General features: G+C 30.3%; 21 protein-coding genes, 2 pseudogenes and 1 riboswitch. Of the genes and pseudogenes, 12 read left to right on the top strand and 11 right to left on the bottom strand.

Translation table 11 applies throughout. From position 1 onward, the window contains the following. Nucleotides 1-96: 96 nt before the first annotated feature. Nucleotides 97-206: riboswitch (yybP-ykoY riboswitch) on the top strand. Between the two features lie 70 nt (nt 207-276). From MT340_RS09325 to MT340_RS09310, 4 genes are all read left to right on the top strand, one after another. Next, entirely contained in the window at nt 277-1,071 is a 795-nt protein-coding gene (locus MT340_RS09325; RefSeq protein WP_243589706.1) for a TerC family protein, read from the top strand. A gap of 378 nt (nt 1,072-1,449) precedes the next feature. Continuing rightward, nucleotides 1,450-3,351, top strand: coding sequence for a S1C family serine protease (locus MT340_RS09320; protein WP_243589705.1), 1,902 nt, complete (start codon nt 1,450-1,452; stop codon nt 3,349-3,351). A gap of 18 nt (nt 3,352-3,369) precedes the next feature. Beyond that, nucleotides 3,370-4,728 (top strand): TrkH family potassium uptake protein, encoded by a 1,359-nt coding sequence (locus MT340_RS09315; RefSeq protein ID WP_243589704.1) that lies wholly within the window; start codon nt 3,370-3,372, stop codon nt 4,726-4,728. 130 nt (nt 4,729-4,858) lie between these two features. After that, nucleotides 4,859-6,370 carry a bifunctional metallophosphatase/5'-nucleotidase gene (locus MT340_RS09310; protein WP_243589703.1) on the top strand — a complete coding sequence of 504 codons (1,512 nt, stop codon included), beginning with the start codon at nt 4,859-4,861 and terminating at the stop codon, nt 6,368-6,370. 94 nt (nt 6,371-6,464) lie between these two features. On the opposite strand, the gene MT340_RS09305 is transcribed toward MT340_RS09310, so the two are convergent. Beyond that, a complete protein-coding gene (locus MT340_RS09305) occupies nt 6,465-7,067 on the bottom strand; it encodes a CPBP family glutamic-type intramembrane protease (protein WP_243589702.1) in 603 nt (200 codons plus the stop codon). A 6-nt stretch (nt 7,068-7,073) separates the two neighbouring features. Then, on the bottom strand, nt 7,074-7,259 hold the full coding sequence (locus tag MT340_RS09300; protein ID WP_243603814.1) for a YkvS family protein: 186 nt from the start codon (nt 7,257-7,259) through the stop codon (nt 7,074-7,076). Between the two features lie 200 nt (nt 7,260-7,459). Here MT340_RS09300 and lplA point away from each other — a divergent pair, with 200 nt between their 5' ends. From lplA to MT340_RS09285, 3 genes are all read left to right on the top strand, one after another. Continuing rightward, entirely contained in the window at nt 7,460-8,449 is a 990-nt protein-coding gene (gene lplA, locus MT340_RS09295) for a lipoate--protein ligase (protein WP_243589701.1), read from the top strand. A gap of 252 nt (nt 8,450-8,701) precedes the next feature. Further along, nucleotides 8,702-9,025 (top strand): hypothetical protein, encoded by a 324-nt coding sequence (locus MT340_RS09290; protein ID WP_243589700.1) that lies wholly within the window; start codon nt 8,702-8,704, stop codon nt 9,023-9,025. Between the two features lie 422 nt (nt 9,026-9,447). Continuing rightward, nucleotides 9,448-9,630, top strand: coding sequence for a hypothetical protein (locus MT340_RS09285; RefSeq protein WP_243590261.1), 183 nt, complete (start codon nt 9,448-9,450; stop codon nt 9,628-9,630). Nucleotides 9,631-9,997: 367 nt separating this feature from the next. On the opposite strand, the gene MT340_RS12900 is transcribed toward MT340_RS09285, so the two are convergent. Genes MT340_RS12900 through MT340_RS09275 form a run of 3 tightly spaced genes read right to left on the bottom strand, consistent with a single transcriptional unit; the run spans nt 9,998 to nt 11,406 of the window. After that, nucleotides 9,998-10,219: a transposase gene (locus tag MT340_RS12900; protein WP_481906648.1), complete on the bottom strand. Its 222-nt coding sequence runs from the start codon at nt 10,217-10,219 to the stop codon at nt 9,998-10,000. Nucleotides 10,220-10,267: 48 nt separating this feature from the next. Then, entirely contained in the window at nt 10,268-10,861 is a 594-nt protein-coding gene (locus MT340_RS09280) for an IS3 family transposase (RefSeq protein WP_243603942.1), read from the bottom strand. Nucleotides 10,862-10,866: 5 nt separating this feature from the next. Further along, a complete protein-coding gene (locus tag MT340_RS09275) occupies nt 10,867-11,406 on the bottom strand; it encodes a helix-turn-helix domain-containing protein (RefSeq protein ID WP_243603813.1) in 540 nt (179 codons plus the stop codon). Between the two features lie 83 nt (nt 11,407-11,489). Here MT340_RS09275 and MT340_RS09270 point away from each other — a divergent pair. Beyond that, nucleotides 11,490-12,631 (top strand): annotated as a pseudogene (locus MT340_RS09270) (IS3 family transposase). Nucleotides 12,632-13,001: 370 nt separating this feature from the next. Here MT340_RS09270 and MT340_RS09265 read toward each other — a convergent pair. Further along, the gene (locus tag MT340_RS09265) at nt 13,002-14,063 is read right to left on the bottom strand and encodes a site-specific integrase (protein WP_243603812.1); all 1,062 of its coding nucleotides are present in this window, start codon (nt 14,061-14,063) and stop codon (nt 13,002-13,004) included. Nucleotides 14,064-14,212: 149 nt separating this feature from the next. Here MT340_RS09265 and MT340_RS09260 point away from each other — a divergent pair, with 149 nt between their 5' ends. After that, the gene (locus MT340_RS09260) at nt 14,213-14,395 is read left to right on the top strand and encodes a hypothetical protein (RefSeq protein ID WP_243616847.1); all 183 of its coding nucleotides are present in this window, start codon (nt 14,213-14,215) and stop codon (nt 14,393-14,395) included. A gap of 5 nt (nt 14,396-14,400) precedes the next feature. On the opposite strand, the gene MT340_RS09255 is transcribed toward MT340_RS09260, so the two are convergent. The 3 genes from MT340_RS09255 to MT340_RS09245 all read right to left on the bottom strand — a co-directional run bounded on the left by MT340_RS09255 (nt 14,401) and on the right by MT340_RS09245 (nt 16,190). Further along, entirely contained in the window at nt 14,401-15,276 is an 876-nt protein-coding gene (locus tag MT340_RS09255) for a hypothetical protein (RefSeq protein WP_243603811.1), read from the bottom strand. A 230-nt stretch (nt 15,277-15,506) separates the two neighbouring features. After that, nucleotides 15,507-15,677: a hypothetical protein gene (locus tag MT340_RS09250; RefSeq protein WP_243603810.1), complete on the bottom strand. Its 171-nt coding sequence runs from the start codon at nt 15,675-15,677 to the stop codon at nt 15,507-15,509. A gap of 48 nt (nt 15,678-15,725) precedes the next feature. Further along, a complete protein-coding gene (locus tag MT340_RS09245) occupies nt 15,726-16,190 on the bottom strand; it encodes an ImmA/IrrE family metallo-endopeptidase (RefSeq protein WP_243603809.1) in 465 nt (154 codons plus the stop codon). Nucleotides 16,191-16,271: 81 nt separating this feature from the next. On the opposite strand from MT340_RS09245, the gene MT340_RS09240 reads away from it, so the two are divergent. Then, on the top strand, nt 16,272-16,874 hold the full coding sequence (locus tag MT340_RS09240) for a hypothetical protein (RefSeq protein ID WP_284120752.1): 603 nt from the start codon (nt 16,272-16,274) through the stop codon (nt 16,872-16,874). A gap of 129 nt (nt 16,875-17,003) precedes the next feature. Here MT340_RS09240 and MT340_RS09235 read toward each other — a convergent pair whose 3' ends face one another. Then, nucleotides 17,004-17,330, bottom strand: a complete 327-nt coding sequence (locus tag MT340_RS09235) for a helix-turn-helix domain-containing protein (protein WP_243603807.1) — start codon at nt 17,328-17,330, stop codon at nt 17,004-17,006. Between the two features lie 163 nt (nt 17,331-17,493). Between MT340_RS09235 and MT340_RS09230 the strand changes: the two genes are divergently transcribed. Both MT340_RS09230 and MT340_RS09225 read left to right on the top strand, forming a co-directional pair. After that, nucleotides 17,494-17,703, top strand: coding sequence for a helix-turn-helix transcriptional regulator (locus tag MT340_RS09230; RefSeq protein WP_119527341.1), 210 nt, complete (start codon nt 17,494-17,496; stop codon nt 17,701-17,703). Nucleotides 17,704-18,009: 306 nt separating this feature from the next. After that, a pseudogene (locus MT340_RS09225) lies at nt 18,010-18,096 on the top strand (hypothetical protein); the annotation flags it as partial. 5 nt (nt 18,097-18,101) lie between these two features. Here MT340_RS09225 and MT340_RS09220 read toward each other — a convergent pair. Continuing rightward, nucleotides 18,102-18,314, bottom strand: a complete 213-nt coding sequence (locus MT340_RS09220) for a hypothetical protein (RefSeq protein ID WP_243589692.1) — start codon at nt 18,312-18,314, stop codon at nt 18,102-18,104. Nucleotides 18,315-18,517 lie beyond the last annotated feature (203 nt).

Below are 18,517 nucleotides of genomic sequence, written 5' to 3'. Positions count from 1 at the left end.
TGAAAATTATCATCAAAACCTATCAATTTAGTAAATAATAATTGTATATTATTAAGAATATTGGTTATAATACACTTAACAAATGAATACCTATGACATTATGTCAGAGGGGAGTAACTTGAGAACCACGCGTTTAACAATGTGGTTTAGCGCTTTATCGTCATTACGAAGTAGACACTTCCGGTAAAGTGGGCAAATGAATTGCTAAGTGAGACCTTTGCTATTATTTAGCATAGGTCTCTTTATTTGTATTAATTGAAAAAGGAGTTGTCCCCTATGGATCCGAGTTTAATATTACCGTATTTATGGGTAATCTTAGTCCTTGTATTTTTAGAAGGATTATTAGCAGCAGATAATGCTGTCGTAATGGCTGTGATGGTAAAACATTTACCGCCTGAGCAGCGTAAAAAAGCACTATTTTATGGCCTTTTAGGCGCATTTGTATTTCGTTTTATTGCATTATTCTTAATTAGTATTATTGTTAACTTTTGGTTTATTCAAGCTCTTGGTGCAGCATATTTAATCTTTATGTCTATTCGAAATCTTTGGAATTTCTTCCATAAAAAAGAGGATGAACATGAAGCTGGAGACGACCTTCACTATGATGAATCTGGCGTTGAAAAGAAAGTAGGTCCTCTGCAATTTTGGGGTACTGTATTGAAAGTGGAATTTGCAGATATCGCATTTGCAATTGACTCTATGTTAGCCGCTATGGCAATTGCCGTTACACTTCCTAAAATGGGTATTCACTTTGGAGGAATGGATTTAGGTCAATTTGGTGTTATGTTTATAGGCGGAATGATTGGTGTTATTTTAATGCGTTTCGCTGCAACATGGTTTGTTGACTTATTAAATAAATACCCAGGCTTAGAAGGAGCTGCATTCGCTATCGTTGGATGGGTAGGTATTAAATTAGTCGTTATCGTACTTGCTCATAAAGATATCGGCATTTTACCAGAAGACTTCCCACATAGTGCGCTATGGCAAACAATCTTCTGGGTTGTCATGATTTTATTAGTTGTGATTGGTTGGTTAACATCAGTACGCAATAATAAAAAGAAAGCAAAATAATTAAAAATATACATTTACTGCCTTTCAAAGTTTAATTCTAAACAAGCTTTGAAAGGTCTTTTTCTTATAAAATTAAGAAAATAAACGGTCTATTCATTGCTTATTAGTACTTTTGATATTAAAATTTAATTAATGAATATATTACTTAAAATTAACAAATTTTAATAGGCATCTTGTATGTGCCTATAAAGTAATAAGAATTGAAAAAACTGTCAGAAAACCCTTTTCAACCGAGAAAACGAAATACGTAACGACGGGAGTTTACTATACGTAAATGAGTAAGTTACGGATAAGTTGACGAAGAGTGAAAGAGTTTGTCTACAGTCTAAAATGATACATATTTATAGGTAGTGATTATAAAGTTAGGAGTGGACAGCTTTGAATAATGATAAAAAGCACGTCATACCACGCGATAGTTATCGTCGTAAGCGTCATGAATATTTTCATAACGAAGAACGTGAAGAGAGAATTGCACGTGAGAAAGAAGAGCGTGAGCGTTTAGCCGAAAAAGAGCAACAATTAGTAAAGGTAAATGAAGAACGCGTTCGAGATAACTTAAGAAAAGCTAGAATTGAAAAATTAACTCAAGAAGAAATACAACAGCAACAACATGAAGCAAAATTAAGAGCTAACAGTAGTAACTCTTCTAGCAAAGAAGAAAATAAAGATCATAATTTAACGTTACCTGAAGAGAAACGTTTAAAAGAAGAAAACAACAAGTCTACAGACAGTAATCAATTGAAACATCACCCAGATAAAGAAAATTCAACTAAAGAAAAAGAATCTCAACCTATATATAGTAGAGTAAATAAAAACAAAGAAAAAGATGAGCAAGCTACTGAGAATAAAGATAAAACAAAGAAACAAAAGGTTGAAACAGTCTATGATAACCAAACGAGTCACATAGATAATAATCATGAACCACATAGTGTAGTAAATAACAAAACCACAACAAAGAAAAAGCGAAAAGATAATAAGAAAAACAATGAAGAAAATAAAAAAGGTGAAAAACATCATCACACAAATTCATCTACACAAAAAGTAAAACAAGATAAAGAATTAAAAGCTCAAGAAGGATCAAACAATGAGAGCAACACTAAGAAGAACATAGATTCTCAAAAGGAAACGACAAAATCTAATAACGGTAATGAAACTATGGATAAAGTGAAAGCCTTTCTACAACGTCATTGGATAAAAATTGTCATTGCAATCATTATTTTATTACTAATTCTAGTATTAAATTCGATTCTTTCTAATTCCAAACATAATCAAAATATAAATCAAAGCGATAATAATGATAAGAAGTATACCACAACTATGAAAATTGCTAATAGCGCTGTTAAATCAGTCGTAACAGTAGAAAGTAACACACCTAAGAATACTTCAGTTCAAAAAACAAATATAAATTCAAATAATGAACTTGGCTCAGGTGTCGTCTACAAAACTGTAGGCGACACTATTTTTATTTTGACTAATACGCATATTATTGATCAAAGTGATGACATAAAAATAACATATGATGATGATAAGTCGACTCAAGCTACCTTGGTGGGCAAAGACAAATGGTCTGATATTGCAGTGCTTAAAGTTAAATTGAAAAATAGTAACATGAAACCTATTCATATTGGAAACTCAAATCATATAGTAGTAGGGGAATCAATTTTAGTTATAGGAAATCCTTTAAGCAATGACTTTAAAAATACTGTGTCTAAAGGTATTGTTTCAGGAATTAATCGTTTAGTGCCAGTCGATTTTGATAAAGATAATAATAATGATGAGGTCATTAAAGCATTTCAAATTGATGCGCCTGTAAATCCTGGTAATTCAGGAGGAGCTGTCGTTGATAAAAATGGGGACTTAATTGGATTAGCCTCACTTAAAATAAATATGCCGAGTATTGAAGGTATGGGCTTTGCAATACCTATTAATGATGCACAAGCCATAGCAAATGAGTTAGAAAAACATGGGAAAATTGAATATCCTAATACTGGAATAGCGATTGAAAATGTAACGGAATTGAATAGTTATGACAGAAAAAATTTAAAACTACCTAATGAAATTAATCAAGGTGTTATAGTTAAAAAAATAAAAGATGGAGGTTTAGGTGAAAAATCAGGTTTAAAAACTGACGATGTCATTGTAGAATTAGATAGTAAAACTTTAAAAGATAATTTACAGTATAGACAGATTCTTTTTGAACACAGACAAGATTTAAAAACATTGTCCGCGAAAATTTTTAGAGATGGAAAATCTCAAAAGATAAAAATAAAATTAAAATAACGTTGAGGTGACAAGTTAATGTCTATTTTCAGTAAGTTACTTAAAAAATCAAGTCCTCAACAAGGGATTGTTTTATATTATCTAATAGCCATAATTGTCGCTTTTTTATTATTGAACCTTCCTTTTGTGCATAAGCCAGGAGTAAATGTTTCGCCAATAGATACTTTATTTGTGGCCGTTTCTGGTATAAGTGTAACAGGTTTAACTCCAGTAAATATTGTTGATACATATTCGGCGTTCGGTCAAATCATTATACTTATTATTCTAAATATCGGTGGAATTGGAGTTATGGCCATTGGTACAGTATTATGGGTGGTGCTCGGTAAGCATATTGGTATTCGCGAGCGTCAATTAATCATGCTAGACAATAACAAAGATACTATGAGTGGCACAGTAAAACTAATTTTAGAAATTATTAAAACGATTGTCACTATTGAATTTATAGGAGCATTATTATTGGCCTTTTACTTTTATAGAGATAATCCAGATTTGAAAAATGCATTGATGCAAGGATTATTTGTTTCTATATCTGCCACTACAAATGGTGGTTTAGATATAACAGGTCAATCATTAATTCCATATGCGCACGATTACTTTGTTCAAACGATTGTAATGTTTCTGATTATTTTAGGCTCTATAGGATTTCCAGTATTATTAGAAATACGTGCTTATATTAGAAATCGAGTAAGCCACTTTAGATTTTCATTATTTACTAAAATCACTACAACAACATATTTCTTTTTATTTACTTTTGGTGTATTAGTTATTTTAGCACTTGAACATAATAATGCATTTAAAGGATTAAGTTGGCATCAATCGTTGTTTTACGCTTTGTTTCAATCTGCTACTACACGAAGTGCTGGATTACAAACCATTGATGTCACTCAATTAAGTGATGCTACGAATGTAATTATGAGTATTTTAATGTTTATCGGTTCTTCACCAAGCTCAGTAGGTGGAGGTATTCGTACTACTACATTCGCTATATTGATTTTATTTGTAATTAATTTTAATAATAATTCTGATAAGACTTCTATTAAAGTATTTAATAGGGAAATCCATGTAGTCGACATCCAACGCTCATTTGCTGTATTTACTATGGCTTCAGTACTCACTTTTGTAAGTATGATTATCATTTTAGCTACTGAAGGAGGTAATCTTAGTTTCTTACAAGTATTCTTTGAAGTTATGTCGGCCTTTGGAACATGCGGTTTATCGTTAGGTGTAACAGATAATATTTCTAGCATAACTAAAGTTGTACTTATGATTTTAATGTTTATTGGTCGCGTTGGCTTAATCTCATTTATTATCATGATATCAGGACGTAAAGAACCAGATAAATTTAGTTATCCTAAAGAACGTATTCAAATTGGTTAATTCTCTTCAGACATTTTAGGTAAATTGATAACCCAATTTACTTGAAATGTCTTTTCTTTTTAGAAAATATATCGATAACACATAGATAAAAATAAATGTTAAAATAACCTTAAATAAGGGGTGTGTAAACGTGGATAGAAATGAAAGTTTTAATATTGATATTTTAGCAACATCTGATATGCATAGTCATTTTATGAACGGAGATTTTGGATCTAATATTTATCGTGCAGGAACTTATGTTAAAAATGTTAGAGAACAAAATAACAATGTTATTTTATTAGATAGCGGAGGAAGTTTAGCTGGTTCATTAGCTGCTCATTACTATGCATTAGTTGCACCCTATAAACGACATCCTATGATTAAATTGATGAATGCGATGCAATATGATGCTAGTGGGATTAGCCCAGATGATTTTAAATTTGGATTATCATTTTTGACTAAAGCGGTATCATTAGCACGTTTTCAGTGGTTATCAGCTAATATAGAATACGCGTTGACTAAGGAACCATATTTTTCAACACCATATGTGATTAAAAAATTAAATAATGTAAAAATTGCTATTGTAGGGTTAACAGCAGAAGGTTTAATGAAAAACGAATATGCAGAAATGGAGAAAGACCTCAGTATTGAAAAATCATTACTTTCCGCAAAACGATGGATTAGATACATACATGAAAAAGAGCATCCAGATTTTTTAATCGTAATTTATCATGGTGGGATAGATAAAATTAATACCACCAATCCACGACATGGAAAAAGTTCACATGAAGCGGAGAAATTAATGAAAGAAATAGGGGTTATAGATTTGATGATTACAGCTCATCAACATCAAACTTTTATTGGTAACGATTATGAAACAACATATATTCAAGCGGGTCAGAATGCTCAAGACTTAGTACATGTGAAAATAAAATTTAAAAAGCGCACGAATACATTTGAAAAAGAAGCGATTCAATCTGAAGTAATTGATTTGAGCGGATATGCAGAAGATAAAGAATTATTAGATATCACTTATTATGATCGGAAAGCCATAGAACATTGGTCTAAAGAAATTGTATTAGATAGTGGGTTAGATATGCATGTTAATGGATTAGAAGATTTATTAAGTAAAGGTCATCCATTTACACAACTCATGCATGATAGTATCAAATTAGCTTATGACAATGCCATCAGTTGTGTTAATGTGCCAAAAAATGGTGAGAAAGGTCTTATTGGTAGCATTACAAATAAAGATATTTATAATGCTTATCCTCATCCTGATAAAGCCATGGAATTAAGTTTAAAAGGAAGTCAAATTAAAGATATTATTGAATATACTTATTCGTATATTCAATTTGAACAAAATCACTTAAGTATGACTATTGTAGATGAAACACTATGTACATTATGGCAAGGTTTTCGTTATGAAGTAGATATGGCCCAATTACCATTTCATCGTGTTACTTTAAAAGATATAGATTTAGATAAAATGTATCGTGTGACAATGACTGATTATACTTACAGAAATTACAATCATCTGCTACCAAACGTTGAGATCCATCATAGTTCATTTGAACATTCTATGAGTACATTGATTACTGAAAAATTAAAAGATCCTGGATACAAGTTAAACGTGATAGATAACTTTCAAGTTAAAAGTTAAATTAAAGCCTTACACATATATAAACGAATCATATAACTAAATTACTTCAAAAAAAGAAACGTTTCTTAGCTTATTTAAACTAAGAAACGTTTCATTAACCATGAAATATTAATAATAATATAATCGCAACAATTTGGCCAAGTGATGTAGTTACAATTCGACGAGTATATTGGTAACTCATTGATAATACTATTTGTGCCACAAAAATGAAAGCTACTATCCACCATTTATCAAGATATATGAACAAGGAACTTGAACATAATGCCGGAATAATAATTACTGCCCAAGTAGGCAACTTAAAATTACTTAATTCTTTTTGTAATACAGTTCTCATATATAGTTCATGGCATGGAATAACGAAGATTAAAGTTATTAGCATTTGCCATTTAAAATACACACCTGTTCTACTCAGTTCTTTAATAAGCTCAGGATAAGATATTTGTGACGAAAATAATGTGAAAATTAATTGCACAGCAATTAAAACAATACTTGTCAAAATACCTACACCAATTGATGTTAATAATCGTTTCGAGTTAATATCCCTTTGATAAAATACGTAACTTATTCCTGCAATTAACATAATTCCTGTATATAAATACCAGTATTCTTGGTGTTCACCCCACATAATAAACAAGATAAGGTGAAAAACAATAAAACTTGCAATAAACCAAATTAATGCTTTTGATATTTTTTTCATTTACTATTAACCTTCTTGTTCAACGATTTTATATCGTTTGTGATTAATAACTGTTTTTTCTGGTAAGTCTAATTCATTGAAGTTATCCATTATAGTTAAGTCAACAATTACTGAATTATCATTAATTTTTTCAACACGGCCTCTTAAACCATCATAAAATTCTACGATATTTCCTACTTCTGCAACAGTCATTTCGAGTCCTCCTCAAATCATAGCTAGACTATATTGTACTAAAATTTAGTCTACAAATAAACAAATATATACTAAAAATAAAAAATATTAATTCAATTGAAAAACTAATGTCATATTTGAGTAAATAATTGGAAATCATTTCAAATTTAAGGCATAACTAAGATAAGGGCATATTTGAGGAATTTAAAGGAGAGATAAATATGAAATTCGTAAGTAATAATAATATTACCGATCCTACAATAAATCTTGCCATGGAAGAATATGTGTTAAAACATTTACCTGTAGATGATAGTTATTTTTTATTCTATGTAAATGAACCTTCAATTATCGTTGGTAAAAACCAAAATACTATTGAAGAAGTCAATAAACAATATGTAGACGAACATAACATTCATGTAGTGAGACGTATTTCTGGAGGTGGCGCAGTATATCATGATCAAGGTAATTTAAACTTTAGTTTTATTACGGATGATGATGGCAATAGTTTCCATAATTTCAAGAAATTTACCGAACCGATTGTACAGGCTTTACAATCTATGGGTGTAAGTGCAGAAATGACAGGAAGAAATGATATTCAAGTAGGTCAAGCGAAAATTTCAGGCAATGCAATGGTTAAAGTAAAAGAAAGAATGTTTAGCCACGGTACACTTATGTTAAATAGTGATTTAGGAGAAGTTCAAAATGCCTTGAAAGTTAATCCAAAGAAAATTCAATCAAAAGGCGTGAAATCTGTAAGAAAACGTGTTGCTAATATTGATGAATTTTTAGAAAAATCTATCTCCATCGACGAGTTTAAACAAATTATTTTAAAGACAATTTTTGGTGAACATGAAGTTGAAGAATATAAATTGACAGATGAAGATTGGAAAAATATCGAACAACTCAGCAATGAAAAATATCGTACTTGGGATTGGAATTTTGGTAGAAATCCTAAATATAATTTCGAACGAGACGAGAAATTTGAAAAAGGCTTTGTACAAATCAAATTCGATGTGAAACAAGGCATAATTGAACATGCTAGAATTTTTGGGGATTTCTTTGGGGAAGGTAATGTCACTGAACTAGAAGAAGCGTTAATCGGTGTTTTACACGATTACCAACATATCAAAGAAGCGATGGCTAACTTTGATTTCTATCACTATTTTGGAGATATTGAAAAAGATAAAATTTTAAAATTAATGTCTTATTAACTTATTAAATAGAACGAAGCAGTTAACAGGAAAAATTATCTGTTAGCTGCTTCTATTTTTATGGGGACAACAAAGTGGACAACGTTACAAAATTTCACACCGAAATTGTCCACTCCTTGACCAAAAATTCACAGAATTTAAAATATAGCGAGTAGGACAATTTTATGTTACAAATTTCAATCACCTTAAAACCCCGTTAATACAGGCTTTTACAATTGATAATAAAACAGAAAAAAACGGCTCTATAATAAATTGGACCCATCAGTCCGATTTGACGTAGAGCCACCTAAAAATACAACTTGGAATTGGAAAGGTCACATTCACTTTACAACTCGAATGAAAGTGAGAAAAACGCTTAGTCTGACTGGTACTGAATTAGATAGCAAACATTGGTTTAATGTTGGCGACTATACAGACTTTGACCAAATTAAAAAAGTCGATGGATATTGGTGGTGTCGCTTTAAATTTGATAATAAAGGTGATTATTTCTGGGTGGCTTTATGTCGTATTCATGATAAAGAACAACGCATCAAAGTAGAAACAAAAGAAGTTTACGGCAAGATTAGTTGGTATTAATCTGATATAATCTAATTACACGACATTATACGGGACGAGCTTAGGCTTCTCCCTCTTTTTTTATGGAAATTTTTAAAAAAGTTTTTAAAGCTATTTAATAGCACGATTAATCGTTCTAAAATAAAGTATACCAGTTGAGAGGAGGGAGGACATGTTAGGAAATTTAGAGAGAATAGCAAACATCGCCTTTACAGTGATTTCGACTTACGCATTAATCAAAACACTGAAAGACGATGAGAAAAAGAAATAAGGTAAAGCCCTAACGGGCTTGCCTACTCTTAAATTCTAACATGTAAAATATATGAGAACAATTGCGATACTATTAGTTTTATGTTTATGGATTAACTTATTTATTAATTTTGGAACAACTAACATTTTATTAAATGTAGCTACTACTTTTGTAATACTGAAATTACTAAACGATAGAAAGAAGTGAAATAAATAAAATCATCTACACTATTGAGGTTCTTTTAGCGAATAATACTCCTTATAGTATCTCGAAAAATTCTGAAGTGCCTCGTCAAACAGTTACAGATTTAAAAAAAGGCAATACAAATATCAAAGATGCAAGATTTAGAACGATCATTAAATTATACAATTATTAAAAGGAGATAGAAACAATGTCTAACAAAACTTATGTAGTAGATGTGAATAAACAGGGTTAAGTAGTTGGAATCATTACTAATGAATACGGTAGCTTTTACTTATATGAGATTAGCTCAGAATGCTTAAAAGACACTGAATACATTTTAGACTTAATCAAAAATGAAGATTTAAACAGTAAATTTACTGGAGAAGAAATCGAGGAGCCAACTCAATTTAAATATACGTGGCAGGAAGTAAAAGACTATCTAGAGCAATAAATGAAGAGACCCGTCATCGTGGGCTGACCCCAATTAATGGGAATTATATAAAAACGCTTTCGTTGAATTCATATTAAAATGTACTGAACCCCAAAAGTTGTACCTTGGTTTAGTATACTATTTCAAAGGTTTGTTTCCTATATTGTGTAGGAGACAAGCCTTTTAATTTTGTTTTAATCCTACTATTATTATAAAAATTTATATATTCGTGTATTGCTTGTTCTAGTTGTTGGAAATTGTCAAATGTTTTTCCATAAAACATTTCTTGTTTTAATAATCCAAAGAAATTCTCAATTAAAGAATTATCTAGACAATTTGCCTTCCTAGACATACTTTGAAATATTTTATTCTCTTTAAGAATATTAATATACGACTTGTGCTAGTAATGCCAACCTTGGTCAGAGTGTATCGTCATACGATAGTTAAGTCTAGGTCGTTTAATTAAAATCTCATTTAAAGAGTTAATGACAATATCTAGTGTAGGACGTGTAGAAATACTATAGCTTAAGATTTCAGAATTATATAAATCCATAAAAGGCGATAAATATAATTTAGTGCCATCAGATAATTTAAATTCTGTGATATCAGTTACAATTTTTTGAAATGGGCGATCTGTATTAAAACGACGTTTTAATAAATTGTTTGATACTTTGCCAATTGTCCCTTTATATGAACTATATTTGCGATTTTTATGATTGAATTTTGTACATGTTAATCCTAGTTCTTTCATTATTCTTCTTACTTTTTTATGATTTACAGTTGTTCCTCTATTTTTCAATGTTTGAGTAACTCGACGATATCCGTAAGTGTAATCACAAGCGTCATATATTTCTTTAATTGCTTCCACAATTTCATTGTTTTTATCTGGTTTTTTAAAATAATTAATCCAATAGTAATAAACTGATTTAGCTATTTCTGAGATTTTAAGTAATAGGCTTAACCCAAAGTTTAAGGTTTCATATAATTCTTTAATAATTTTTACTTTTTCGGATGTTTGGTTGCGTAACGTTGGGTCAAGCTTTGTGACTTTTTTTGATAAGCAATACCTGCTTTCAACATTTCATTTTCATTTCTAAGTCTTTCTAATTCTTCACGTTCACTTTCTTTTAATGGCGAGTCGTTTCGTTTAATTGATGATTGTTTTCTTTTCATTTTAGAAGGCCGTCCTCTCTGTTTGTTATCTAAACCAAGAATTCCTTCTTCATCAAATTTGCGTTGCCAAGCGGCCAACATAGCTGAATTAGAAATTTTAAAGTGGTTAGCTGTTTCTCGGTAAGATAACTTATTTTCTTGTCTAAATCTTAAAACAGATACCTTAAAATCTCTAGAATATACTTTTTTCTGTAGCTTTTTATCTAGCCCTTCGGGTCCAAATTCCAAATATTGATTAACCCATATTTTTATCAAGGATTCATTAGATAGATTATATTTTTCTGCCAATCTTTTATAACTTAATTCACCTTGTAAATATTCTAGGACTATTTTGTATTTGATTTCATATTTGTAGTGTTTACCCATAAAAAACGCACCCCATAAAATTAGATTTTAACTCTAACTTTTGGGGTGCACATCAAAATGAATCAAACGGAGGTGTTTTTTCTATGAAAAGAGTGTCTTATTCAGTAGAAACAAAGAATAAAGCAGTTGAAATGAAAGCAGATGGGGTTTCGACAAAAGAAATTATGAAAGAATTAAATATTAGAAATAAAACACAAGTGCAAACTTGGTGGCGATGGTATCGAAATGGGGAAAGTTATAGATTTTCACAACACGTTGGTAAACAATATACCTACGGTAAAGGGTTGGAAGAACTATCAGAAGTAGAACAATTAAAATTAGAAAATAAGAGAAAAGATATAGAATTGGATATTTTAAAAAAGTACAAGGTATTGGAAAGGAAGTGGTACCAACAGTGATCATTGATTTAGTGGATCAATTAGAAGTAAAATATTCAATCAAATTGATACTAGAAGTATTGAACATACCTAAATCAACATATTACCGATGGAAAAACAAATCCCATAAAAATGATACCGTAACACAAAAAGTCATTGAATTATGTGAAGCTAATCACTATACCTACGGTTATCGTAAGATTACAGCATTGATTAACCAATATTTTACATCACCAATTAATCATAAGAGAGTACAGAGAATTATGCAGAAGCATCATTTGAACTGCCGAGTTAGACCTAAAAAGACGACAAGAATAGGTAAACCGTATGATAAAACAGACAATTTATTACAAAGACAATTTAAAGCGAGTTGTCCCATGGAAGTATTAACAGCTGATATTACTTATTTACCATTTGGCAATTCTATGTTGTAGTTATCTTCGATAATGGATATTTATAATGGAGAAATTGTGGCATATAAAATAGATGATAAACAAGACCAATGTTTAGTTAATGATACATTAAATCAAATTAATATACCTGAGGGTTGTATATTACATGGTGATCAAGGCAGTATTTATACATCTTATGCTTATTATCAATTATGCGAAGAAAAAGGCATTATCAGAAGTATGTCCCGAAAGGGAACAACTGCTGATAACGCCCCGATAGAAAGTTTCCATTCCTCGCTAAAGTCTGAAACTTTCTACATCAATAATAAGCTTAATAGCTCTAATCACATTGTAATAGATATTGTCGAAAAGTACATTAAAAACTAAAATAATAATCGAATTCAACAAAAATTAGGCTACTTATCCCCTGTAAAATACAGAGAATTAGCAGCCTAGAACATAGTGTTTTTATTAAGTTTCCGTTTTAAGGGTTCAGTGCCATCACGACGGGTGTTTTTGTGTTTTTAGAACAAATTGCTAATGCCTACACCTTTAGAGCGACAAGGGATACAGAGGACAAGTGGACAACAAAGTGGACAACTTTTTGATTTTTATTGTCAATGTTGTCCACTTGTTGACAAAAAAATTAAAAACAGACTTTTTTAGATTTTTAAGAAAAACAAAAGAACGTTGATATATCAACGTTCTTAAGTGATTTGCATTAACAAAATTTTATCGATTTTTACTAATGAACGGAAACGGAGGGATTGTCTGTTACCTTTAAATAAGGGTTTTTAAGCACTTCGTTGTCGACTTGTTGTCGGTTTTAGAAAAAAGAGAGTTTTGAATCTAACATTTCATCTTCTTGTGATTTCATCTCATCAAGTAAGTGGCTATATACTCGCCATGTAATTTCTATGTTTGCATGACCCAATCTCTTACTAACATATTGTATACTAAAACCATGACCTAATAACATTGAAGCGTGCGTGTGTCTTAGAGAGTGAAGTCCATAATCGCTTTTCAATTCGTTTTTGGCCAATATGTTTCTCATAGCAGTAGTTACTGCTTTGTTAGTAATGAGTGAAATACCAGTGTTAAATATATAACCGTCTTTATGAAGTGGTTTAGAATTTATCACATCTATGATATGTTTCATATCTTTAGAAGTAATCGCTACATGACGGTCCGCTGATTTAGTTTTAGTCCCTCTCAAATGGATAGTATTTTGACTTCTATTAATATCTACTCTTTTGAGTTTCTGAACTTCACTAAATCTAGCACCAGTTGCTATCAATATATAAATTGCTAGATAAGATAAATGTGATTTAGTAGAAGCGGTTTGTTTTAATAATTGATAATCTTTTAAAGATAAATATTTTTGTTTTTCACTCATTGCTGCTTTTTTCTCATAAATTGGCGCATTCCAAGTAGGATCTTTATAGATGAGTCTTTCATTTAATGCGTCTTTAAAAGCTTGAGAGAAACAATTATTAAGTTTTTTTACACTTTCTTTTGTTCTACCTTCTTTACGACCACCTAAAAACATACCTTCAGCATATTCTTTAAGCATTTCTCTGTAACCTAATTGGCTGACATCTTTAATGAGAATAGAGCCGAACTTTTCTTCAAACACATTTAAAGCACTATAATATCTATTTAGTGTGGATTGAGATACTCTATCTACTTTATTTACTTTAATCCATCTTTCAAAGTATTCTATAAAGGTTATATCGTTTGCTAATTGACCACCTTTACTTAGATCAATGTATAACTCTCTTTCAGCTTGTATAGCATCTTTTTTAGTTCTAAACCCTCTTTTTCTGTATCGCTTTCCTTCATATTGGAAATCATAAGTCCAAGTGCCCTTAATCTTTTTAACAGACATAAAATCCATCCTTTCTATATTATTTCCGTTTCGGTTATGGGGTTTCACCTCCTTTGAAGAACGTATGTTCGATTTAATAATTAAAAAATAATAAGGGTAGGTGGATTACCCGAAAAACATGTTATAATAGCTAAAAAGTGAGTGATGATATGAAAATAGAACTAAGCGATAAAGATTTGAGTTTAATTAAGTATTCACTAAATCATCTTTCGACGTCAACAAACATATTAGACAATTACGATTTGTGGCATGAGGACGAAATGCCGAAAGATTCTTTTGCTAAAGATTACTATAATCTATTGAATAAGTTGAAAAAGGTTAGTCCAAAATAATATTTTTAGTTTTCTAAATATTCGTCAATGAAGAATTCAATCGTTTTTAATATCCATTCACAATCGTTTTGAATGACTTTGTTTTTATTTGTATGAGAAGTTGCGTTTCTTACTGAATAAGTAATCAACAATCTATTATTTGCTCTTTTAGAAATTATATCTTCACTTCTTAAGGTTTCACCGATTTTATTAAGCATTGTACTATCGTCATTTACTTTTAAATTATGCTTTTCGAGTATTAACATTAAAACAGTTTCTAAGCATACCGAAAAAGTACAACATGCAGCTAGATATAATTGATTCTCGTAACACGTTTTTGCTTCATTCATTTGGTAGCTAAAATCTTTGTCATCAACTTTTACTATTAAGGAATCAAAATCTAAAAATGAGAATGGGTTAATTATAGGTTTTTCGTTATTTTTAATAAGTGTATTTTTATTGTCCTTAATGTTTTGATATTGTTTTCGGACTTCTGTTTTACCATTGTGATTAAACGTATTCGGATCAATAAAGATTTTAGGATCATACGTTATATAATAATAAGGCTTCTTTGCTAGGTCTAAATTTGGATAAATTTCTTTAAGTATCTCAATTCCCATTTTGTCATTATGGTCGGTGTGTTCAGCTGCAATTCTCTTCAAACTTTTAGTAATGTCATTACTAATATCTAAATATTCATTTTCGATATTGTTAGTAATTAAAACAATAAATTGGGAAGATGTATTTAACTTTCCGGTATTTATAATTTTGATCCCTAAATAATTTAAGGATTTATAAAAGGGGAAATTCTTTAGTTCATTGTTGTCTAAAAAATCATAATTTGTTTGTAATTCTTCTAAATAACCATCTTTAAAAGATGATAGTATATCTTCGTACTCCATACCTCAACCTCCTTTATTTACATAAAACCGCCACTAGGACTGGGTTAATCATAGAGTTATACTCTTCTATTCTTTCTAATATCTTCCAATTATCATTATTAGCCAGTAAGCATAAGTGCCACTAAAAATACAATTATCAAACTTATAGTCACGATTATGGCTTCATATGTTTCTTTCATAAATAGCAACTCCTAATGTTACATTTTCTTAGTTGAAATTAATAATATAAGTTATGATTTTCTTCTTTTTTCATCAATTTCACGGGCGTATTTTTGTAATTTTCTGCGTGTTTTTAGAATACTTTCTTTTTTAGGACGTGACTTTCTAAAAACATTACCTTTGTTAGTTCTCACAGTATAAAAAATTTTTCTCAGTTTAACTTGATAATTAATTATTTTCACTATATTTCTCCTTTATAAATTTATATTAAAGCGTCGCTAGGTCGCTTATTAATCTACTCTATGCAACTTATACACTCTCAACGGCTCAAAAGTAATAGAGTAATTGGCGTAGTTAGTTCCAATACCATATTTATTTTTGTAATGTTCCAGTATCTCCACTATGTACCTTTCACTTAATTGAACATATTGTGATAGTTCATATAAGTTACTTACACCGTAGTTGTACGCCTCCACAATAATGCGTAGGGGAAGTGCTGCCTCGTACCCGTGACGCCTAACGTAGTTTTCAAATATGCGATTTATGTCTTTAGATTGATCTAAGATATTCCCATATGTAAGTTTGTGATGTGCGAGTTCTTCGTATAGCACTTCGGCTTTGCGTGTTTCTGATAGATTGCTATTGATGTAAATTTTCCCATTCATATAAAAACCGGGTTGAAATTTAGGTAAACGATTAGTTTCTTCTATTTCTATCCAGTCGTTTTTTATACATAATTCTTCAAATAACCCCAAAAAATCATCCTCTCTTTAGTACCTGGTATTAATTGTGGTATAATAAATAAAAAAGTAGGTGGATCTTTGAATACTCTAGACGTGCCGTTTTTAAGTGTACTTATTTCATCTGGAGGACTTGGTTTTCTCTCATTTCTTTTACTTAATAAAATGGGGAAAATTAAAGTATATGACAATCAAGATAAAGTATTTTATAACGTATTACTATCAATATTAAATTTTATTATTCTTTTTTCGCTAATACTAATACTCAGTAATTTCTTTAATCTTCAAATTTCAATTTTATTAAGTCTTATAATAGCTTTAATTTCATCTACAATTTATCCGTTTTTAATTCCACTAACAATTTTAGAAAAGATTAGAAAATCTATAAATGATTCTAGAAATGGGAGTGGATTAGCTTATCAGTATGCAGAACCTGTTAGAGAAATTGTATTTAATAATCCAAATGATACAGTTGCGTATATTTTCGATTTTGATAAAAATTTAATAAATTGTGGATATGTCACAAATTTGAATACTCATTATAATGAACCTAACGAATTGATTATTGAACCTTTCGACAATGAGCCTATGCTTAAAACATTTGAAGACATAGTCAAATGGTCACAACAATGTGATAATGAACCTAAAGTTCTAATAAACGTAACCGAAAAAATCCAAATATATTTTATAGAGATGTAAATTATTTGTTTCCTGGCGGTTTTCTAGTCCCTTTTGTTTTACTAGGTTTACCTAATGACCTAGTTGAACCGTTATTATATTTGCTCACTGTTTTTACTCCTTACAAGTCTGCTTATGTAGACTTGTTTTTTATTTATCTCTATTTTTAACCCATTCAATAAATCTGTTTACTTCTTCGATTTCTTCTTCTGTTAGGCCGTCTTTATCGAAATGAGCAGCCATTGTATCTTGTTGTAAACTTTTATCTTCTGTGATTCTAGATTTAGGTACATTAAAGTAATTGGCTAATTCTTGTATTTTTGAAATTCTAGGATATTTAATTTCTTTTAGCCAGTTAGAGATTGTGGACTGGCTTACGCCGATTGCTTCAGATAATTCTACTTGAGTGATGTTATTTTCTTTCATAAGTTGTTCTAAGTTCTCCGATAAAATTTTTCTAGCACTTTTATATTCCATGTTTTTTCTCCTTTAGTATTACTTAATGTAATACTAATTTACCATAAGTGATATTACTTTACAACACAAATTATCACTTTTTTTAATTAATTATCACTTTAAGTGTTGACATATTACTTTAAGTGATATTATAGTTGTAACTGTCAACAGGAGGTGATACAAAATGCCAGAGGATTTTAAAGAGTTTCCAGTAAAAGTGTGGCGTACTAATTCAAAAATGACACAACAAGATGTAGCTGATAAATTAGGTGTAACTAAGCAATCTGTAATAAGATGGGAAAAAGATGACGCTGAATTAAAAGGTTTACAACTTTATGCTTTAGCCAAATTATTCAACACCGAAGTTGATTATATAAAGGCTAAAAAAATTTAATAGCAATATCACTTTAAGTGATAATATAGGTGATAATAATTGGACGAATTACAACTAAGTAATGACTTAACCACAATCGAACTAACAACTTAAAGGAGGACAACAAATGCAGGAACAAAACAAAAAATCTCGATGTAGCGACGACCACATCAAGATTACTGGTTGGGAAATAGTTGATATTAATAGAAAACTAAACTTCTTTAATTACTTATTAATAATTTTAATAGTGCTAGAAGTGTTCCAAATACTCCTGTTATAGAAGGGTTTATACCAAATATAGAACAAACAACTTAAAGGAGGCGTAACATGAACATTCTATACAAAACAACCCTCCTCATCACAATGGCAGTTGTGACTTGGAAGGTTATAGAAATAGAAAAGAATACTAGAAAGCTTGATTATTCATTGTCAGTTTCGTCAAGTGATTTACCAAAACTATCAGCAAATTCAATAGCTTCAATGTATTCGTCAAAGAATAGCTGACGTCGCTTTTTCAGGTATTCCCAATAATCAGTACGATTATTAAAATCTTCGACAGTTTTAGCGTGTGGGAGTGTTTGAATATAAGCTTCAGCAAATTCTTTGGGACTATAATGTGTACCTTTAGCCATAGATAGTACACCTCCTTTCAATAAGGAATAAACCAATTATACAAAAAGGTGGCATAACCATGCTACAGAAACTAAAAATAGCACTCCTAATCGTCATCTTGGCGGAGGAGATTAGAAGTGCTAAGCGAAATAAAAAAGAATTTCATGGAATAAAAATAGAAACTAATAAAAATGGAAATTCGAAAATGACAATTTCTTAATTA

The organism is Staphylococcus sp. NRL 16/872 (genome assembly GCF_022815905.2).
In the GTDB taxonomy this organism is placed as follows: Bacteria; Bacillota; Bacilli; order Staphylococcales; family Staphylococcaceae; genus Staphylococcus.
This window is presented reverse-complemented; position numbering and strand designations above follow the sequence as displayed.